Annotated in this window: 14 protein-coding genes; 9 read left to right on the top strand and 5 right to left on the bottom strand. The window is 63.9% G+C overall.

What is annotated here, in order from left to right:
* The first annotated feature begins 221 nt into the window (after positions 1-221).
* The gene (locus tag INS93_RS05075; RefSeq protein WP_192980543.1) at positions 222-941 is read left to right on the top strand and encodes a DNA-3-methyladenine glycosylase; all 720 of its coding nucleotides are present in this window, start codon (positions 222-224) and stop codon (positions 939-941) included.
* On the top strand, positions 938-2,254 hold the full coding sequence (locus INS93_RS05070; protein ID WP_192980542.1) for a bifunctional DedA family/phosphatase PAP2 family protein: 1,317 nt from the start codon (positions 938-940) through the stop codon (positions 2,252-2,254). The genes INS93_RS05075 and INS93_RS05070 overlap by 4 nt, the downstream gene beginning before the upstream one ends.
* A 9-nt stretch (positions 2,255-2,263) precedes the next feature.
* Here INS93_RS05070 and INS93_RS05065 read toward each other — a convergent pair whose 3' ends face one another.
* The 3 genes from INS93_RS05065 to INS93_RS05055 form a co-directional block, all read right to left on the bottom strand.
* Positions 2,264-2,848 carry an LON peptidase substrate-binding domain-containing protein gene (locus tag INS93_RS05065; protein ID WP_192980541.1) on the bottom strand — a complete coding sequence of 195 codons (585 nt, stop codon included), beginning with the start codon at positions 2,846-2,848 and terminating at the stop codon, positions 2,264-2,266.
* A 61-nt stretch (positions 2,849-2,909) separates the two neighbouring features.
* Positions 2,910-3,626 (bottom strand): LrgB family protein, encoded by a 717-nt coding sequence (locus tag INS93_RS05060; RefSeq protein ID WP_160017103.1) that lies wholly within the window; start codon positions 3,624-3,626, stop codon positions 2,910-2,912.
* Complete coding sequence (locus tag INS93_RS05055) at positions 3,623-3,982, bottom strand: CidA/LrgA family protein (protein ID WP_003463039.1); 360 nt, start codon at positions 3,980-3,982, stop codon at positions 3,623-3,625. The genes INS93_RS05060 and INS93_RS05055 overlap by 4 nt, the downstream gene beginning before the upstream one ends.
* A gap of 429 nt (positions 3,983-4,411) precedes the next feature.
* Here INS93_RS05055 and INS93_RS05050 point away from each other — a divergent pair, with 429 nt between their 5' ends.
* The 6 genes from INS93_RS05050 (at position 4,412) to INS93_RS05025 (ending at position 11,194) form a co-directional block, all read left to right on the top strand.
* On the top strand, positions 4,412-4,867 hold the full coding sequence (locus INS93_RS05050) for a MaoC family dehydratase (protein WP_192980540.1): 456 nt from the start codon (positions 4,412-4,414) through the stop codon (positions 4,865-4,867).
* A 134-nt stretch (positions 4,868-5,001) separates the two neighbouring features.
* Positions 5,002-6,726 (top strand): C13 family peptidase, encoded by a 1,725-nt coding sequence (locus INS93_RS05045; protein ID WP_192980539.1) that lies wholly within the window; start codon positions 5,002-5,004, stop codon positions 6,724-6,726.
* Positions 6,727-6,900: 174 nt separating this feature from the next.
* Positions 6,901-7,542, top strand: a complete 642-nt coding sequence (locus tag INS93_RS05040; protein ID WP_192980538.1) for an oxidoreductase — start codon at positions 6,901-6,903, stop codon at positions 7,540-7,542.
* A 16-nt stretch (positions 7,543-7,558) separates the two neighbouring features.
* Positions 7,559-7,900: a DUF5629 family protein gene (locus INS93_RS05035; protein ID WP_160017099.1), complete on the top strand. Its 342-nt coding sequence runs from the start codon at positions 7,559-7,561 to the stop codon at positions 7,898-7,900.
* Positions 7,901-7,903: 3 nt separating this feature from the next.
* Positions 7,904-8,515 carry a class I SAM-dependent methyltransferase gene (locus INS93_RS05030; RefSeq protein ID WP_192980537.1) on the top strand — a complete coding sequence of 204 codons (612 nt, stop codon included), beginning with the start codon at positions 7,904-7,906 and terminating at the stop codon, positions 8,513-8,515.
* A gap of 69 nt (positions 8,516-8,584) precedes the next feature.
* On the top strand, positions 8,585-11,194 hold the full coding sequence (locus tag INS93_RS05025; protein ID WP_226945338.1) for an EAL domain-containing protein: 2,610 nt from the start codon (positions 8,585-8,587) through the stop codon (positions 11,192-11,194).
* Positions 11,195-11,198: 4 nt separating this feature from the next.
* On the opposite strand, the gene INS93_RS05020 is transcribed toward INS93_RS05025, so the two are convergent.
* Positions 11,199-11,837, bottom strand: coding sequence for a response regulator transcription factor (locus INS93_RS05020; protein WP_160017097.1), 639 nt, complete (start codon positions 11,835-11,837; stop codon positions 11,199-11,201).
* Between the two features lie 86 nt (positions 11,838-11,923).
* On the bottom strand, positions 11,924-13,858 hold the full coding sequence (locus tag INS93_RS05015; protein WP_192980536.1) for a sensor histidine kinase: 1,935 nt from the start codon (positions 13,856-13,858) through the stop codon (positions 11,924-11,926).
* 141 nt (positions 13,859-13,999) lie between these two features.
* Here INS93_RS05015 and INS93_RS05010 point away from each other — a divergent pair, with 141 nt between their 5' ends.
* Entirely contained in the window at positions 14,000-15,619 is a 1,620-nt protein-coding gene (locus INS93_RS05010; protein WP_192980535.1) for an acyl-CoA synthetase, read from the top strand.
* Positions 15,620-15,696: the final 77 nt, after the last annotated feature.

The raw sequence follows: 15,696 nt of genomic DNA, 5'->3' as shown, positions 1-15,696 counted from the left end.
AAAAGGGGCTGATTATAGCGGGCTCGCAAGTCCACGCCCAGCGGCGTCTGGCAAGCGGTAGGCAGCTCGCCCTTCAGGTGATGAATGCTGGGCAATGCCGGACGTCGCGGGTGTAACGCGCCAAGGGGCAGACATGGGCACGACGGGAGCAGGAACGTTCAGGCATTTTTAAGCTTCTTGTTGTTATGCTCGCCGCCCGAGACCTAGCCCCCATACGACAGATGACAGCAGTCGAACCCACCATCAGTGTGCCCTGGCCCGACGCCAGGCCATTGCCCGATACCTTCTTCGACCGCGACGCGCGGTTGCTGGCCCGCGAGTTGCTCGGCAAGGTCATCCGCCATCGCGTCGGCGCGCTATGGCTGAGCGCGCGGATCATCGAGACCGAGGCCTATTACCTGGTCGACAAGGGCAGCCACGCATCGCTCGGCTACACCGAGAAGCGCAAGGCACTGTTCGCTGATGGCGGGCACATCTATATGTACTACGCGCGCGGCGGCGATTCGCTGAACTTCAGTGCCCATGGGCCCGGCAACGCGGTGCTGATCAAATCCGCGCATCCCTGGGTCGATGCCTTCAGCGGCCCCGATGCCCTGGCGGCTATGCAACGCAACAACCCGAGCAGCCTCGGCCAGCCCCGCGCCCCCGAACGCCTGTGCGCCGGACAGACACTACTGTGCAAGGCGCTGGGCCTGAAAGTACCGGACTGGGATGCGCGCCGCTTCGACCCACAGCAGCTGTTCGTCGAGGATGTCGGAGAACGACCGCATACGATCATCCAGTGCGCACGACTGGGTATTCCCAAGGGCCGCGACGAACATCTGCCCTACCGTTTCGTTGATGCTGCCTACGCCCGCCATTGCACACGCAACCCTCTGCGCCGTGGGCAGGTCGAAGGGCGTGATTATCAATTATTGAGCGTTTCGGGAGCAGAGCGATGAGCGCCTGGCTGGACAACCTGACCACCTGGTTGAGTGGCAACCCGCAATGGCTGGGCCTGGCAATCTTCCTTATCGCCCTGCTCGAGTGCCTGGCACTGGTGGGTATTCTGCTGCCCGGCGTGGTGCTGCTGTTCAGCGTCGCCCTGCTGGCCGGCAGCGGCATACTGACGCTGTGGCAGACGTTGCTGCTGGCCTACGCCGGAGCGCTGTGTGGCGACATGATTTCCTATTCGCTGGGCAGACGCTTCAAGCACAACATCGGCCGCCTGCCGGTGTTGCGTCACCACCCGCAGTGGCTCCTGCGCGCCGAGCTCTATTTCCGCCATTACGGCGTGGCCAGTCTGCTGGTCGGTCGCTTCATCGGCCCGCTGCGCCCCATGCTGCCGCTGGTAGCCGGCATGCTGAACATGCCACTGCTGCGTTTCATTCTGGTCAGCCTGGTGGCGGCAGCCGGCTGGGCGGTGGCTTACCTGTTGCCGGGCTGGGCGACCGGTGCCGCCCTGCGCCTGCCAATGGCGGAAGGCTTCTGGACCGAAGCAGCGGTGCTGCTGGCCGGTATTGGCATGATCCTGCTGCTGACCATTCAGGCCAGCCTGGCGGAAAAACCGCGCGCCAGTCTGTTGGGGGGCGGCCTCAGCCTGTTGCTGTTGATAGCCATCGTCATTGGCTGGCCGCATCTCGATGCACTGGATCAAGGCCTGATGACGCTGGTCCAGGAACAACGCCAGGCACATCTCGATCGCTGGATCGGCACCATCACACGACTAGGCGACTTCCATATCCAGCTTGTAGCAGCAGCGGTGCTGTGCACCTTATTGCTGCTGGCTCGCCGCTGGCATCACCTGCTGTTCGCCGGTTCGACGCTACTGATCACAGCCCTGGGCAACACCACCCTCAAGCATGGTTTTGCCCGGGCGCGCCCCGACGTATTGAGTGAGCCACTGACCACGTTCAGCTTTCCCAGCGGCCATAGCTCGGCAGCCTTTGCCTTCTTCCTGGTGCTGGGAGTGCTGGCCGGCCGCGGTCAATCGGCGCGACTGCGCCTGGCCTGGCTGGTAGTGGCATGCCTGCCGGCTCTGGCGATCGCTTTGTCGCGGGTCTACCTTGGCGTGCACTGGCCCAGCGACATCATCGCCGGCGCCCTGCTGGCTTCAGCCGTCTGCGGCCTTAGCCTGGCGCTGTGTCAGCGCCAGGAAACGCTGCCGGCGCTACCGGCGCGCCTGTGGTGGATCGTCCTGCCGGCCTGTCTCGCGGTACTGGGCGCCATGGCGACCTGGCAGCTGTCCACCGCGCTGCTGCGTTATTCCTACTGACGCGTCGCTTCAGGCATTGTCCTGGAGCATTTCCAGCATGGCGTGCAGTTGTTCCAGGCGCAGGGCCGGGTCATCGAGTTGAAGTAACTGCAGTTTCTGCGCCGGCTCCAGTGGCAGCAGATAGGCCAGCTGATTGGCCAACTGCTGCTGCCCGGCGACCACGCTCGTCATGCCCAAGCCAGCCACCAGCGGATGCTCGGCCAGGGCAGCATGCAGGGCGGCCAGATCGGCATGTTCGGCCTGCAGTGGGCTGTTTGCCTGCTCCTCCAGCCACTGCACCTCGGCGACGGTCAGTTGGTCAGGCATAACCTGAGCTCGCTCGACATGAAAACGCCGCCCGCCTTCGACACGAATCCCCAGCAGACCATTGGTGCGCTGCTGAAAGTCGCGCACCAATGCCTCGCAACCAATAGCGGAGAAACTACTGGCGGCTTCGCCGACTTCATCCCCCTCGACGATGCAGACTACACCGAAGCCACTGCCCTGTTTCATGCAGCCGCTGATCATGTCCAGATAGCGCGCCTCGAATATCTGCAGGTCGAGCACGCAGCCGGGAAACAGTACGGTATTGAGAGGGAACAGCGGCAGATTCATGGTTTCACAGCCTGTTATCAATGCAGTGGTGCCAGGGCATCAGTGATCGCCTGGCAGGCTCTCACAGCAGCAGAGCAATCGCCAGAGGCAACAGCACGGCGGTAATCACCCCCATCAGGCTCATCGCCAAAGCCGCGAAAGCACCACATTCGTCGCTCTCCTGCAGCGCTCGCGCCGTACCCACGGCGTGCGCGGTGATACCCAGCGCCATGCCCTGCGCGGCCGGATGATGAACCCTGCACAGACGTAGAATGGACGGCCCGACTATGGCGCCGATGACCCCGGTGATCATCACGAACACCGCCGCCAGCGCCGCGATACCGCCAATCTGATCGGCCACCAGCATGGCGATAGGCGAGGTCACCGACTTGGGCGCCATGCTCATCAGCATCAGTCGCTCGGCGCCGAACAGCCAGGCCAGCCCCGCTCCAAGCACGGTGGCGAAGGTGCCTGCGACCAGCAAGGTCAGGATGATCGGCCAGAACAGCTGGCGAATCCGCCGCAGATTGAGATACAGCGGCACCGCCAGGGCCACGGTGGCCGGGCCAAGCAACAGCGTCAGCGCCGCGACGCTGCCCCGGTACTCGGCGAAACTCAGGCCGCACAACAACAGAATGCCGATCACCGTGAGCATCGATACCAGCACCGGCTGCAGAAATACCCAGCGGGTGCGCTCGTAGGCGGCCATGGCCAGTTGATAAGCGCCCAGGGTGATGCCGATGCCGAACAACGGGTGATGGGTCAGCGCCTGCCAGGCACCCTGCCAATCAGGACTCATACGTCCTCCCGGCGCTGCTGACGCTCGATCAGTTTCTGCATCAGCCAGCCGGCGAAGGCCAGCGACACCAGCAGCGACAGCACCAGCGCACCGACCACCGCCCAGAAGTCGGCGGCGATGTCGCTGGCGTACGCCATCACGCCCACGGCCGGTGGCACCAGAATCAGCGGCAGGTACTTGAGCAGGCTGCTGGACGCGACGCTCAGCGGTTCCCCCACCTCGCCGCGCAGCATGAGAAAGACGAACAAAAGCAGCATGCCGATGATAGGCCCCGGCAGCATCGGTAACAGCAGGACATTGAGAACGGTACCCAGCAACTGGCACAGCACCAGCCAGGAAAGGCCGCGAAGCAGCATGTTTGAGGTCTCCAGAAGACGAACGATGGCCGCGTTTCCGCTCGCGAGTAGGCCGCTGAAAAACGTAGGCGAGGCAGTCAGTGCAACACCGATGGCGGCCCCGCAAAAACAGGCGAGAAAGCGCAGTTTACGAGTTGTAAATGAGCATTCTGATCGGACTCGCGCACGAGCCTGTTTTTAACGCAGCAATGGCAACGTAGGTAGTTTTTCAGCGACCTACCAGAGGGGATTCCGGGCATCTATTGAGGCATGTCGGCCATTATAGGCGCGATGCCCCCTCGCTGGCCCCTGTATTGCTTCGTCAGGCTGGCCTATGCCGCGTCATTCATTACGCCAAGGCAGGCTTGACCCGCTGCCGGCCCCGTGATGATCTAGGCCGCAACGGTTCCACGCACACAAGAACAACACCCGCGTCCTCAAGGAGGAACTATGCCGTTCGTACCCGTAGCAGAGCTCAAGGATCATGTTGGCAAGGAACTCGGCAAGTCCGAGTGGCTGACCATCGACCAGCAGCGCATCAATCAGTTCGCCGAGTGCACCGGCGACCACCAGTTCATCCACGTCGACCCGGAAAAGGCCAAGCTGACCCCCTTCGGCACCACCATCGCCCACGGATTCCTCTCGCTGTCGCTGGTGCCGATGCTGATGGAAGGCATCATGATCATGCCGCAGGGCCTGAAAATGGCTGTGAATTACGGCCTCGACAGCGTGCGTTTCATCCAACCGGTCAAGGTTGACTCCAAAGTGCGTCTGACGGTGACCCTGACCGACGCCACCGAGAAGAACCCCGGCCAGTGGCTGCTCAAGGCCCGCGCCGTACTGGAGATCGAAGGCCAGGAAAAGCCGGCCTATATCGCCGAACCGCTGACCCTCTGCTTCGTCTGACCCGGACTGTTCCCGTTTCCGGCGGCAGCCGCCGGGGCGGGAGCGTTCTCACATCAGCAAAGCGTGCGACTCGGCAACGCAAGCGTCCAGGCTTGCGGCATACTGCGGACAAAGCACTGACCTGGACGTCCGTCATGAATCCCCTTGCCCTGCGCTTACTGCCTCTTTGCCTGTCCCTGCTGCTCGTCGGTTGCGAGGAAGCGCGCCCGCTGCTGCCGGCCAATGCCACGCTGCCAGACGGCGGTCAGTATCGCGGCGAGATAGTCGATGGGCTATTGCAAGGTCCGGGGCGCCTGGACTACCGCAACGGCAGCTGGTTCGTCGGTCAGTTCAAGGACGGCATGCTCGAAGGCAGCGGCGAATGGCAAGGCCCTGGCGGCGAACACTACCTGGGGGAATTCCACCAAGGCATGTTCCATGGCCAGGGCACCCTGACCTACAGCGATGGCAGTCGCTATCAGGGCGGTTTCGAACGCAACCGTTTCAGTGGCGCAGGCTTGCTCGAACAGGGCGGCCAGCGCTACCAGGGCGAATTTCTCAATGACCGCTTCCATGGCCTGGGCAAACTGGAGACGGCCGACGGCAGCAGCTTCCAGGGCCAGTTCGTCAATGGTCAGCCAGAAGGCCAGGGCGTGCGCAGCGATGCCTATGGCAACCAGTACAGCGGCGTGTTCACCCAGGGGCTGCTCAGTGGCCAGGGCAGTTACCAGAATGCCGATGGCGACAACTACAGCGGCGGTTTCCAGAATGATGAATTCCACGGCAAGGGCCGCTACCAGAGCGCCAGCGGCGAAACCTGGGCCGGGGATTTCATCGAGGGCGTGATGCAGGGCCCCGGTGAATATACCGACGGCGCTGGCACCCGCTACCTCGGCGAATTCGCCGACTGGCAGTACGAAGGCGAAGGCCTGCTCACCCTGACCGATGGCAGCGCCTACCGCGGGCATTTCTCGGGTGGCGAGTACAGCGGCGAAGGCACCCTGACCCTGGCCGATGGCAGCCGCCAGTCCGGCACCTGGCAACGCGGCCGCCTGGTGCGTGACGAACAGGGCCAGGTGCTGCCCGACAGCCTCGAACTGGGTCTGCTGCAGCAAGGGCACCTGCTCGATCAAGCCATCGCCGCGATTCCAGCCTCAACCTCGGCGCGCGAACTGTATGCGCTGACTCTGGCCGGCGACGGCAAGCAAAGCGTATTCATGCGCGAAGCCGACTACGTCAGCCGGCTGATGCGCGAGCGCTTCGGCGCCTATGGCAGCATCAGCCTGATCAACCATCGCGACCATCTCGCCGACCGCCCGCTGGCCACCCGCGAGAACCTCACCCGCGCCGTCCAGGCGCTGGCTGAACGCAGCGGCGAGGAAGACCTGATCTTCATCTACCTGACCAGCCACGGCTCGCGCCGACACGAGCTCAATCTCGACCAGCCACGCCTGCAGCTGGCCGACCTGCCCGCCAGCGAGCTGGCCGCTCTGCTCGCTCCGCTCAAGCAGCGCAACAAGGTGGTAGTGATCTCTGCCTGCTATTCCGGCGGTTTCATCCCGCCACTGAAAGACGAGAAGACTCTGGTAATGACCGCCGCACGCGCCGATCGGGTGTCCTTCGGCTGCAGCGAGGAAAACGACTTCACCTACTTCGGGCGTGCCCTGTTCGCCGAGGCGCTGGGCGAGACCGACAACCTCGAGCGTGCCTTCGAGCTGGCCAAGGAACGCGTCGCCGAGCGTGAGCAGAGCGACGGCTTCGAACCTTCCGAACCGCAGATCTGGGCGCCACGCGGCGTACTCCAGCACTGGCGTAACCTGCGCCAGAGCCAGGCCGAGCGAGCGCTCAGCGCCGTGGCCAGCGGTCCGGCAAAGGACTAACAGGCCGTTGAAAAACGTAGGCGAGGCAGGCAAGGCGAGGCAAAAACAGCCGAAAAAGCGCAGTTTACAAATTGTAAATGAGCATTTTGAGGCTGTTTTTAACGCAGCATTGCCAACGCAGGTAGTTTTTCAACAGCCTGTTAAGCTGAACTGTAACGGACAAGAGACAATTGCATGTACCTGACCCCGCAGCACATCCTTCTCGCTGGTGCCACCGGACTCACCGGTGAACACCTGCTCGACCGCCTCCTCAGCGAGCCAACGGTCGCCCGCGTGCTGGCGCCTACCCGCCGGCCGCTGGCCACGCACCCTCACCTGGAAAACCCGGTGGGCGACCTGCAAGCGCTGCTGCCGCAGTTGTCCGGCCAGGTCGATACCGCTTTCTGCTGCCTGGGCAGCACCATCAAGCAGGCCGGCTCGCAGGAAGCCTTCCGCGCCGTCGACCATGACCTGGTGCTGGCCTTCGCTCGCCGCGCTCGCGAGCTGGGCGCACGGCATCTGGTGGTGATCAGCGCCCTGGGCGCCAACCCCGGATCAAAGGTGTTCTACAACCGCGTCAAGGGCGAGACCGAAGCGGCGCTGAAGGCCATGGACTGGCCGCAACTGACCATCGCCCGCCCGTCGCTGCTGCTCGGTGCGCGGCACGAATTTCGTCTCGGCGAGCGTCTGGCAGCGCCGCTGCTGCGCTGGCTGCCGGGCAAGTACCGCGGCATCGACGCCTGCGCCCTGGCCCGTGCATTGTGGCGCCTGGCTCTGGAAGAGGAAGACGGCGTGCGCGTGATAGAGTCTTCCGACCTGCGCCGCCTGGGGCGCTGATGCCGTGGGTGATGCGATGAAACCGACAAGCCTGATCGAGGCCCTGCAGGACGCCGACATGCTGGAGATCGATGGTCTGTATGCCTGGCAGTTCGACCTCGACACCGAATTGCTGGCGCAGATCAGCGCCGGCACGGCGGGCAGCGACAGCTCTGCCAAACCCCTGCTGCAGGTGCACTGCATCGATGGCCGCGAACGCCGCCTGTGGAAGTTTTCCCTGGCTTCGGTGCAGGCCGCGCGGTACAGCGAAGCGGACGACAGCTGGCTCATCGAAGGCAACGAGGCTAGCCACAGCCTCAAGTGCTTCGCTGCCTATCGCGGCGACAACGATGACGACGTCGAGCAAGACGAGGCCTGAACCATGGGCCTCTATGACCGCCATGTGCTGCCGTATCTGATCGATTTCGCCTGCGGCATGGGCGCGGTCATGAAGGCACGCTCGCAGGTCGTACCACTGGCAAAGGGACGGGTGCTGGAAATCGGCATCGGCAGCGGTCTCAACCTGAGCTTCTACGATCCGCAGCGCGTCGAGGTAGTCGTCGGCGTCGACCCGTCCGCCGACATGCAGCGCCTGGCCCGCGACCGCGCCGCGCGCTGCCAGATGCCGGTGGAAATGATCGCCCTGGAGCTGGGCCAGATTCAGGCTGAGGACGCCAGCTTCGACGATATCGTCTGTACCTTCACTCTGTGCACCATCCCCGATGTGGTCGCCGCCCTGGACGAAATGCGCCGGGTGCTCAAACCCGGCGGCCGTCTGTTGTTTTGCGAACACGGACTGGCGCCGGATCTCCCTGTGGTGCGCTGGCAAAAACGCCTCACCCCACTGTGGAAGCCGCTGGCCGGCGGCTGCCACCTGGACCGCGACATACCCGCGCTGATTATCGCCGGTGGTTTTCATATCCGCCAGCTGGATACCGGTTACCTGAAGGGGCCCAGGCCCATGACCCACGTCTATCGCGGCTGGGCCGACTGAGCACCGTCCTGAGCTCGCATACTCGGCATAGGCGGCCATACTGCAGAACAGGTTGCTGGAACTTTGCCAATGGAAGTCGACCCGCGCATGAAGCCGCTCTCTTCACCCCGCCTTGTTCACCTGCTGCTGTGCCTGTGCCTGCTGGGCTGCGCCTGGAACATTGCCGCAGAGACACGCACGGTCAGGGTCGGTGTATACGCCAACGAGCCAAAGATCTTTGCCGATGCCAACGCACAGCCATCGGGCATTCTCGGTGAACTGCTGCAGGCGATTGCCAACGAGGAGCGCTGGCAGCTGCAGACAGTGCCCTGCGCCTGGCAGCAATGTCTGCAGATGCTGCAGGACGGCGAGATCGATCTGCTGCCGGACGTCGCCTTCAGCGAAGAACGCGCACAACTGATGGACTTCCACCAGGTGCCTTCGCTATTCAGTTGGTCGCAGTTGTACAGCCACGAAGAGCTGCACCTGCGGAGCGTGCTCGACCTGCGCGACCTGCGTATCGCCGCACTGGAGGGGTCGATTCAATACCAGTATCTGCAGAGCCTGCTCGACAGCTTTGGCCTGCAGGCGCAGATGATTCCGCTCAGCGACCTGAGTCAGGGCTTTGCCATGGTGCTTGCCGAACAGGCCGACGCAGTGGTGGCCAATCAGCTGTTCGGTGACTATCACGCCGCCAACTACCGCCTGAGCGCGACACCGATCATGTTCCAGCCCGCACAGTTGTTCTACGCCACGCGCAAGGGTGCCAACGGCGAGCTGCTCAGCGCCATCGACCAGCACCTGCAAAACTGGCAATCAGCGCCTGGCTCTATCTACTTTCAGGTGCTGCAGCGCTGGAGCGGCGCACCTCAGCAGCGCAACGTTCCCGTCCTGTTCTGGTGGGGCCTGGCGCTGCTAGCCGCGCTACTGACGTTGGCCATTGGCGGCAGCCTGTTGTTGCGCCGCCAGGTCGCGGACAAGACCCGACATCTCAAGACCAGCGAAGCGCGCCTCAATACCATCCTCGACAGCGTCGAGGCACATATCTACATCAAGGACCCGCAACTGCGTTATCAGTACGTCAATCGCAAGGTCTGCGATCTGTTCGGACGCAGCGCCGAACAGGTCATCGGCCATAGCGATGCCGACTTCTTCGACAGTGACACAGCGCAAGCACTGAGCATCAATGACCGACTCGTACTGGCTGGCGAGCGCATCGAAAGCGAGGAAACCAACCGTGATCGCTACGGCCGTAACGAGCGCACCTACTTTTCGGTGAAGCTGCCGCTGCGTGCGGCCGATGGCAGCATCTACGCTCTGTGCGGCATTTCCACCGACATCACCGAGCACAAGAAGAACCTCGAACAGATCCATCAGCTCGCCTATTACGACGCACTCACCGGTCTGCCCAATCGCCGCCTGCTGCTCGAACACCTGCAGTTCGCCCTGGCCCGCAGCGCACGTAGTCGACGTGAGGGCGCGCTGCTGTTCATCGATCTGGACAATTTCAAGCAGCTCAATGACACCCTCGGCCACGACATGGGCGACCTGCTGCTGCAACAGGTCAGCGACCGTCTGCTCAATCAGGTGCGCCTCGAAGACAGCCTGGCGCGCCTCGGCGGTGATGAGTTCGTACTGACTCTGGAGAACCTCGACCCCGAACCTCAGGCAGCCATCGCCGCCATCGAGCATGTCGCAGAAAAACTGCTGCGCGCTCTGGCCACCCCGTTCGAGCTGCCCGGCTATAGCCACAGCGGTAGCGCCAGCATTGGTGTCGCATTGTTCTCGCAACCGCACGACAAGCCCGAGGAGCTGCTCAAGCACGCCGACCTGGCGATGTATGAAGCCAAGGCCGCCGGGCGCAATACCCTGTGCTTCTTCGACCCGCGCATGCAGCAGGCACTGGCGGCCCGCGCTACCCTGGAGCACGAGCTGCGTCACGCCCTGAGCGAGGCTCAGCTACTTCTGCACTACCAGCCGCAGGTAGATGAACGGGGTGAGCTGCTCGGCGCCGAGGCGCTGGTACGCTGGCAGCACCCGCAGCGCGGTCTGGTACCGCCTGGCGAGTTCATCCCGCTGGCGGAAAGCACCGGGCTGATCCTGCCCATGGGCCGCTGGATCCTGCACACGGCCTGTCAGCAACTCGCCTCATGGGCCAATGACCCGCAGCGCGCTGCGCTGACCGTGGCGATCAACGTCAGCGCCCGCCAATTCCATCACCCTGACTTCGTCACCGACGTGCTCGCCGCGCTGCAGGAGACCGGAGCCGACCCGCACAGGCTGGAGCTGGAGCTGACCGAAAGTCAGCTGGTCCAGGACATCGAAGCGCTGATCAACAAGATGGCCCAGCTCAGAGCCCACGGCGTGCGCTTCTCGCTGGACGACTTCGGCACAGGCTACTCATCGCTCAGCTACCTGAAGCGCCTGCCACTCGACCAGTTGAAGATCGACCGCAGCTTCGTTCGCGATCTGCTCGACAATGCCAGCGATACCGCCATCGTGCGGACCATTCTCGCCCTGGGTCAGGCGCTGGAGTTACGCGTCATCGCCGAAGGCGTAGAGAGCCAGGCGCAGCGCGACGCCCTGCTACACCTGGGCTGTCGCTACTTCCAGGGCTACCTGTATGGCGTCCCGCAGCCGGCCGAACAGATCGGTGCCTATGGCCGAGCCACCCTCGACCTGCAGCAGGGCTCAGCCTGAAGGCTCAGGCGCGCGCCGGCTCACGCAACGCCAGGCTGTCCACCAGACCGGCGGCGATGGCCATGCCCACCAGTTCCGGCAGGCTTTCGGCCTGCATGCGCTTCATCACCCGTGAGCGATAGAGGTCGACGGTTTTTACGCTGATATCGAGCTGCTCGGCCACTTCACGGTTGGTGTAGCCGCGCACCAGTGGCAACAGCACGTCACGCTCACGTGGGGTGAGTTGATCGAGCCGTGCCTGTACTTCGGCCAGACGCGGATCCAGCCGGACCGGAGGCGCACGACGCTCCAGCGCCTGCTGCACACTGTCGAGCAGCAATTGCTCGTTGTAGGGCTTCTCGATGAAATCCACCGCGCCGGCCTTGAACGCGCGCACGACGATGGGTACGTCGGCATGGCCGCTGACGAAGATGATCGGTAGGTCGATGCCGCGCGCACGCATCTCCTCCTGCACGTTCAGGCCGCCCATACCCGGCATGCGCACATCGAGCAGGACGCAAGCATTGGCCAGCGCATCGCAGGCCTCGAGAAAGGCGCGACCGCTAGTGAACGGCACGCCCTTGAGGCCTACCGACTCCAGCAGCCAGAGGGTCGAGTCGAGCATGCCCTGGTCGTCATCGACCACATAAACCAGTTGTTGCATCCCAGTGCAGCTCCTCTTGTTGTTATGCATTTCATCGGTCGCGGCTGAAGCCCCTCCCACAGTTTGCATGCCCCGTGGGAGTGGCTTTAGCCGCGACTGTTCGACAACGACTCATCGTCCCTGCCCAGCGGCAAACGACACTCCAAGCACAACCCGCCACCCTCGGCCGGCAATGCCTCCAGCGCCCCACCAAAACCCTCGATGATACTGCGACTCATGGACAGACCCAGCCCCAGGCCGTCCGCCTTGCTGGTGTAGAACGGCGTGAACAGCTTGCCCAGTTGCTCGTCGCTGGCGCCCGGTCCCTGGTCGATCACCCTGATCGTCAGGCTGCCGTTGCCTTCACGAGCCTCCAGGCGTATCTGCGATGCGCTGCCTGGATGCTGGTCGCGATTCGCCTCGATGGCATTACGCAGCAGGTTCAGCAACACCTGCTCGAGCAATACACGGTCGGCGAATACCAGCGGCAGATTGTCCGGCAAGGCGTCGCTGACCGCCACCTGTGCCGCGCCCGCCTCCCAGGCGCACAAACGCACGGCCTCGCGTGCCACCTCGGCCAGGTTCAGCGCCTGCATGCGCCGTTGGCCCTTGCGCAGGAAGGCGCGCAGACGTCTGATCACCGTCGCGGCATGGTTGGCATGTTCGGTGATGCGCGCCAGGCCCTGAGCCACCTTGTCGACACCGGCCGGATCACCGCCGACGCCCTGCAGATAGCGCTGGCTGGCACTGGCGTAGTTGACCACAGCCGCCAGCGGCTGGTTGATCTCATGGGCGATGCCCGACGCCAGCTCGCCCAGGGTGATCAAACGCGTGGTGTGTGCCAGTTCGTCCTCCAGACGCCGCTTGTTCTCTTCGGCATGGATACGCGCAGTGATGTCGCGCGAAACGCTGACCACCTCCACCACCGCGCCGGTGTAGGTCTCGCGGATGGCGCGGCTGGCGGTCTCGAACCACAGGTAGTGCCCGTCGCGGTGACGGATGCGATAGGTCATGGTGTGGTAGCCGTCCTGCTCCAGCGCCTCGCGCGCCTGCTTGGCCTGCTGCAGTTGGTCCTGTGGATGCAGCAGGCCGTCGACCGCCATGCCGCGCAACTCTTCCGGCCAGTAGCCGAGCAACGTCCAGCTTGCAGGCGTGGCATCGAGAAACACGCCGTCCGGCGTATGCCGGGAAATCAGGTCGGTGGTGTTCTCGGTGATCAGCCGATACAGCCTGCGCGCGCGCGCAGCTTCGCGCTGCTCGCGAATTTCCTGGGTCGCTTCGCGGCAGCGTGCCAGCACGCGACATTCGGCGAGGTCGGGGATGAAGCTCCAGATCAGGATGCGCTCGCCGTCCTGCGCCTCCACCGCCTCGATGGCACGGGCCTGCTCCAGACAGGCGCGCACCAGCGGCACATGATTCACCGGCAACAGCGCGCCCACCTGCGCCAACGCGCGCTCGCCTAGCAGCGCCAGCAACGCGTGGTTGAACTCCAGCGGGCGCGCCTGTTCATCGAGCAGCAGCGCCGGCTGCGGATCTGCCGATAGCAGCGGCGCGCTGCGCGCCATACCGCCGGACAGCGCGATCAGTTGCGCCAGCAGCTCACGCAGCCAGGGTAGCCATTGCAGACCGGCGTCTTCGTCCACCTGCAGCAGCAACAGACCGGCACCACCCTCCTCCAGACTCAGCGCCAGCGCCTGGCCGTGATGAATCGCGGCGCGGCGCAGTCGCCCGGCCAGCCAGCAGGGCAGTTGACGCACTGCTTCCAGGCTCAGGCAGGGCTGTGTCGTCAGCGCCTCGAACAACTCCTGATCGCTGGCGGCCAGAGGATCGCCCTGCCCCGGCGGCAGGCGCGGGCCACCGTCGTCCTGGGCATAGGTACGGCTGGCCGGTTGCCAGGTCAGGTACCAGGCCTGGCGTACCTGTGGGCAACCCAGCACGGCACGGCGCAAAGCCGCCGCCCGCTCATTGAGGGATGGCGCTTCGCGCTGGATACGCAGCCAGGCCTGCAGCGGCACGACCGCCTGATCACTCGAAAGATTCATATAGTAATTATTCTATAAAACCTTGGTACAACTTCCATAAAAAAAAGAAATGACCTATAAATCACCGCCAGAAAGCTTCGGTAATGCCTGCATCATTACCGGAATAACCAGAGCTAACAATCAGCCAAAGGTGTATCCGCCATGTCGATCTACGAGCAGGGCCTCGGCCGCGCCGCCGTCAACCATGTCGCCCTCAGCCCCCTGAGCTTCATCGAACGCACTGCGGCGATATACCCACACTACCCGGCAGTGGTGCATGGTTCGATTCGTCGCGACTGGGCCGAAACCTACGCACGCTGCCGGCGCCTGGCCTCGGCGCTGGCCGGTCGCGGTATCGGCAAGGGCGATACGGTAGCGGTGATGCTGCCGAACATTCCGGCGATGCTCGAAGCGCATTTCGGCGTGCCGATGATCGGCGCAGTGCTCAACACCCTCAACGTACGTCTGGATGCAGAGGCCATCTCCTTCATGCTGCAGCATGGCGAGGCCAAGGTGGTGATCGCCGACCGCGAGTTCCATGACGTGATCCACGCCGCCATCGGCATGCTCGACCACCCGCCGCTGGTAATCGATGTCGACGACCCGGAGTACGGCGAAGGCCAGGCCGTCAGCGATCTGGACTACGAGGCCTTCCTCGCCGAAGGCGACCCCGAGTTCGCCTGGCAGTGGCCGGCGGACGAGTGGCAGGCCATCAGCCTCAACTACACCTCCGGCACTACCGGTAACCCGAAAGGCGTGGTCTATCACCACCGTGGCGCCTTCCTCAACGCCATGGGCAACCAGATGACCTGGGCCATGGGCAACCACCCGGTCTACCTGTGGACCCTGCCGATGTTCCACTGCAACGGCTGGTGCTACCCCTGGACCATCACCGCCCTGGCCGGCGTGCATGTGTTCCTGCGCCGCGTCGACCCGGCGAAGATCCTCACCCTGATCCGCGACGAGCAGGTTACTCACCTGTGCGGCGCGCCCATCGTGCTCAATGCCCTGGTCAACATGCCGCCCGAAGCCAAGGCCGCCATCGATCATCCGGTCAAGGCCATGGTGGCTGGCGCCGCACCACCGGCCAAGGTGATCGGTGCGGTGGAAGAGATGGGCATCACCGTGACCCACGTCTATGGCCTCACCGAAGTCTACGGCCCGGTCACGCTGTGCGCCTGGCATGCCGAGTGGGATGAACTGCCGCTGGAGGAGCGCGCCACCATCAAGGCGCGCCAGGGCGTGCGCTACCCGACCCTGGAAGGGGTGATGGTCGCCGACCCGAAAACCCTGGAGCCGGTGCCGCGCGATGGCCAGACCATCGGCGAGATCTTCATGCGCGGCAACACCGTGATGAAGGGTTACCTGAAGAACCCCAGCGCCACCGCCGAGGCCTTCGAGGGCGGCTGGTTCCACACCGGCGACCTGGGCGTGTGCCATGCCGACGGCTACGTGGAAATCCGCGACCGCCTCAAGGACATCATCATCTCCGGCGGCGAGAACATCTCCACCATCGAAATCGAGGGCGTGCTCTATCGCCACCCCGCCGTGCTGGAGGCGGCCGTGGTAGCGCGCCCGGACGAGAAATGGGGCGAGACGCCCTGCGCCTTCATCACCCTGAAGACCGGTCAGCAAGCCAGCGACAGCGAGATCATGACCTTCTGCCGCGACCACCTGGCCGGCTTCAAGGTGCCCAAGACCGTGGTCTTCACCCAGTTGCCCAAGACCAGCACCGGCAAGATCCAGAAGTTCGTCCTGCGCGATATGGCCAAGGCGCTCTGATCCCTTGTGGGAGGGGCTTCAGCCGCGAGCGTCGCCGCTAAAGCGCCTCCCACAGACCGCAGCCCACCGTTTGCACA

This window comes from Pseudomonas sp. EggHat1, from assembly GCF_014892995.1.
GTDB lineage: Bacteria > Pseudomonadota > Gammaproteobacteria > Pseudomonadales > Pseudomonadaceae > Aquipseudomonas > Aquipseudomonas chaetocerotis.
This window is presented reverse-complemented; position numbering and strand designations above follow the sequence as displayed.

Excerpts from the sequence above, each read along its gene's own strand:
- INS93_RS05065 (WP_192980541.1), bottom strand. The coding sequence starts at position 2,848 with ATGAATCTGCCGCTGTTCCCTCTCAATACCGTACTGTTTCCCGGCTGC.
- INS93_RS05015 (WP_192980536.1), bottom strand. The coding sequence starts at position 13,858 with ATGAATCTTTCGAGTGATCAGGCGGTCGTGCCGCTGCAGGCCTGGCTG.
- INS93_RS05075 (WP_192980543.1), top strand. The coding sequence starts at position 222 with ATGACAGCAGTCGAACCCACCATCAGTGTGCCCTGGCCCGACGCCAGG.
- INS93_RS05010 (WP_192980535.1), top strand. The coding sequence starts at position 14,000 with ATGTCGATCTACGAGCAGGGCCTCGGCCGCGCCGCCGTCAACCATGTC.
- INS93_RS05030 (WP_192980537.1), top strand. The coding sequence starts at position 7,904 with ATGGGCCTCTATGACCGCCATGTGCTGCCGTATCTGATCGATTTCGCC.
- INS93_RS05040 (WP_192980538.1), top strand. The coding sequence starts at position 6,901 with ATGTACCTGACCCCGCAGCACATCCTTCTCGCTGGTGCCACCGGACTC.
- INS93_RS05060 (WP_160017103.1), bottom strand. The coding sequence starts at position 3,626 with ATGAGTCCTGATTGGCAGGGTGCCTGGCAGGCGCTGACCCATCACCCG.
- INS93_RS05025 (WP_226945338.1), top strand. The coding sequence starts at position 8,585 with ATGGAAGTCGACCCGCGCATGAAGCCGCTCTCTTCACCCCGCCTTGTT.
- INS93_RS05055 (WP_003463039.1), bottom strand. The coding sequence starts at position 3,982 with ATGCTGCTTCGCGGCCTTTCCTGGCTGGTGCTGTGCCAGTTGCTGGGT.
- INS93_RS05045 (WP_192980539.1), top strand. The coding sequence starts at position 5,002 with ATGAATCCCCTTGCCCTGCGCTTACTGCCTCTTTGCCTGTCCCTGCTG.
- INS93_RS05035 (WP_160017099.1), top strand. The coding sequence starts at position 7,559 with ATGAAACCGACAAGCCTGATCGAGGCCCTGCAGGACGCCGACATGCTG.
- INS93_RS05020 (WP_160017097.1), bottom strand. The coding sequence starts at position 11,837 with ATGCAACAACTGGTTTATGTGGTCGATGACGACCAGGGCATGCTCGAC.
- INS93_RS05070 (WP_192980542.1), top strand. The coding sequence starts at position 938 with ATGAGCGCCTGGCTGGACAACCTGACCACCTGGTTGAGTGGCAACCCG.
- INS93_RS05050 (WP_192980540.1), top strand. The coding sequence starts at position 4,412 with ATGCCGTTCGTACCCGTAGCAGAGCTCAAGGATCATGTTGGCAAGGAA.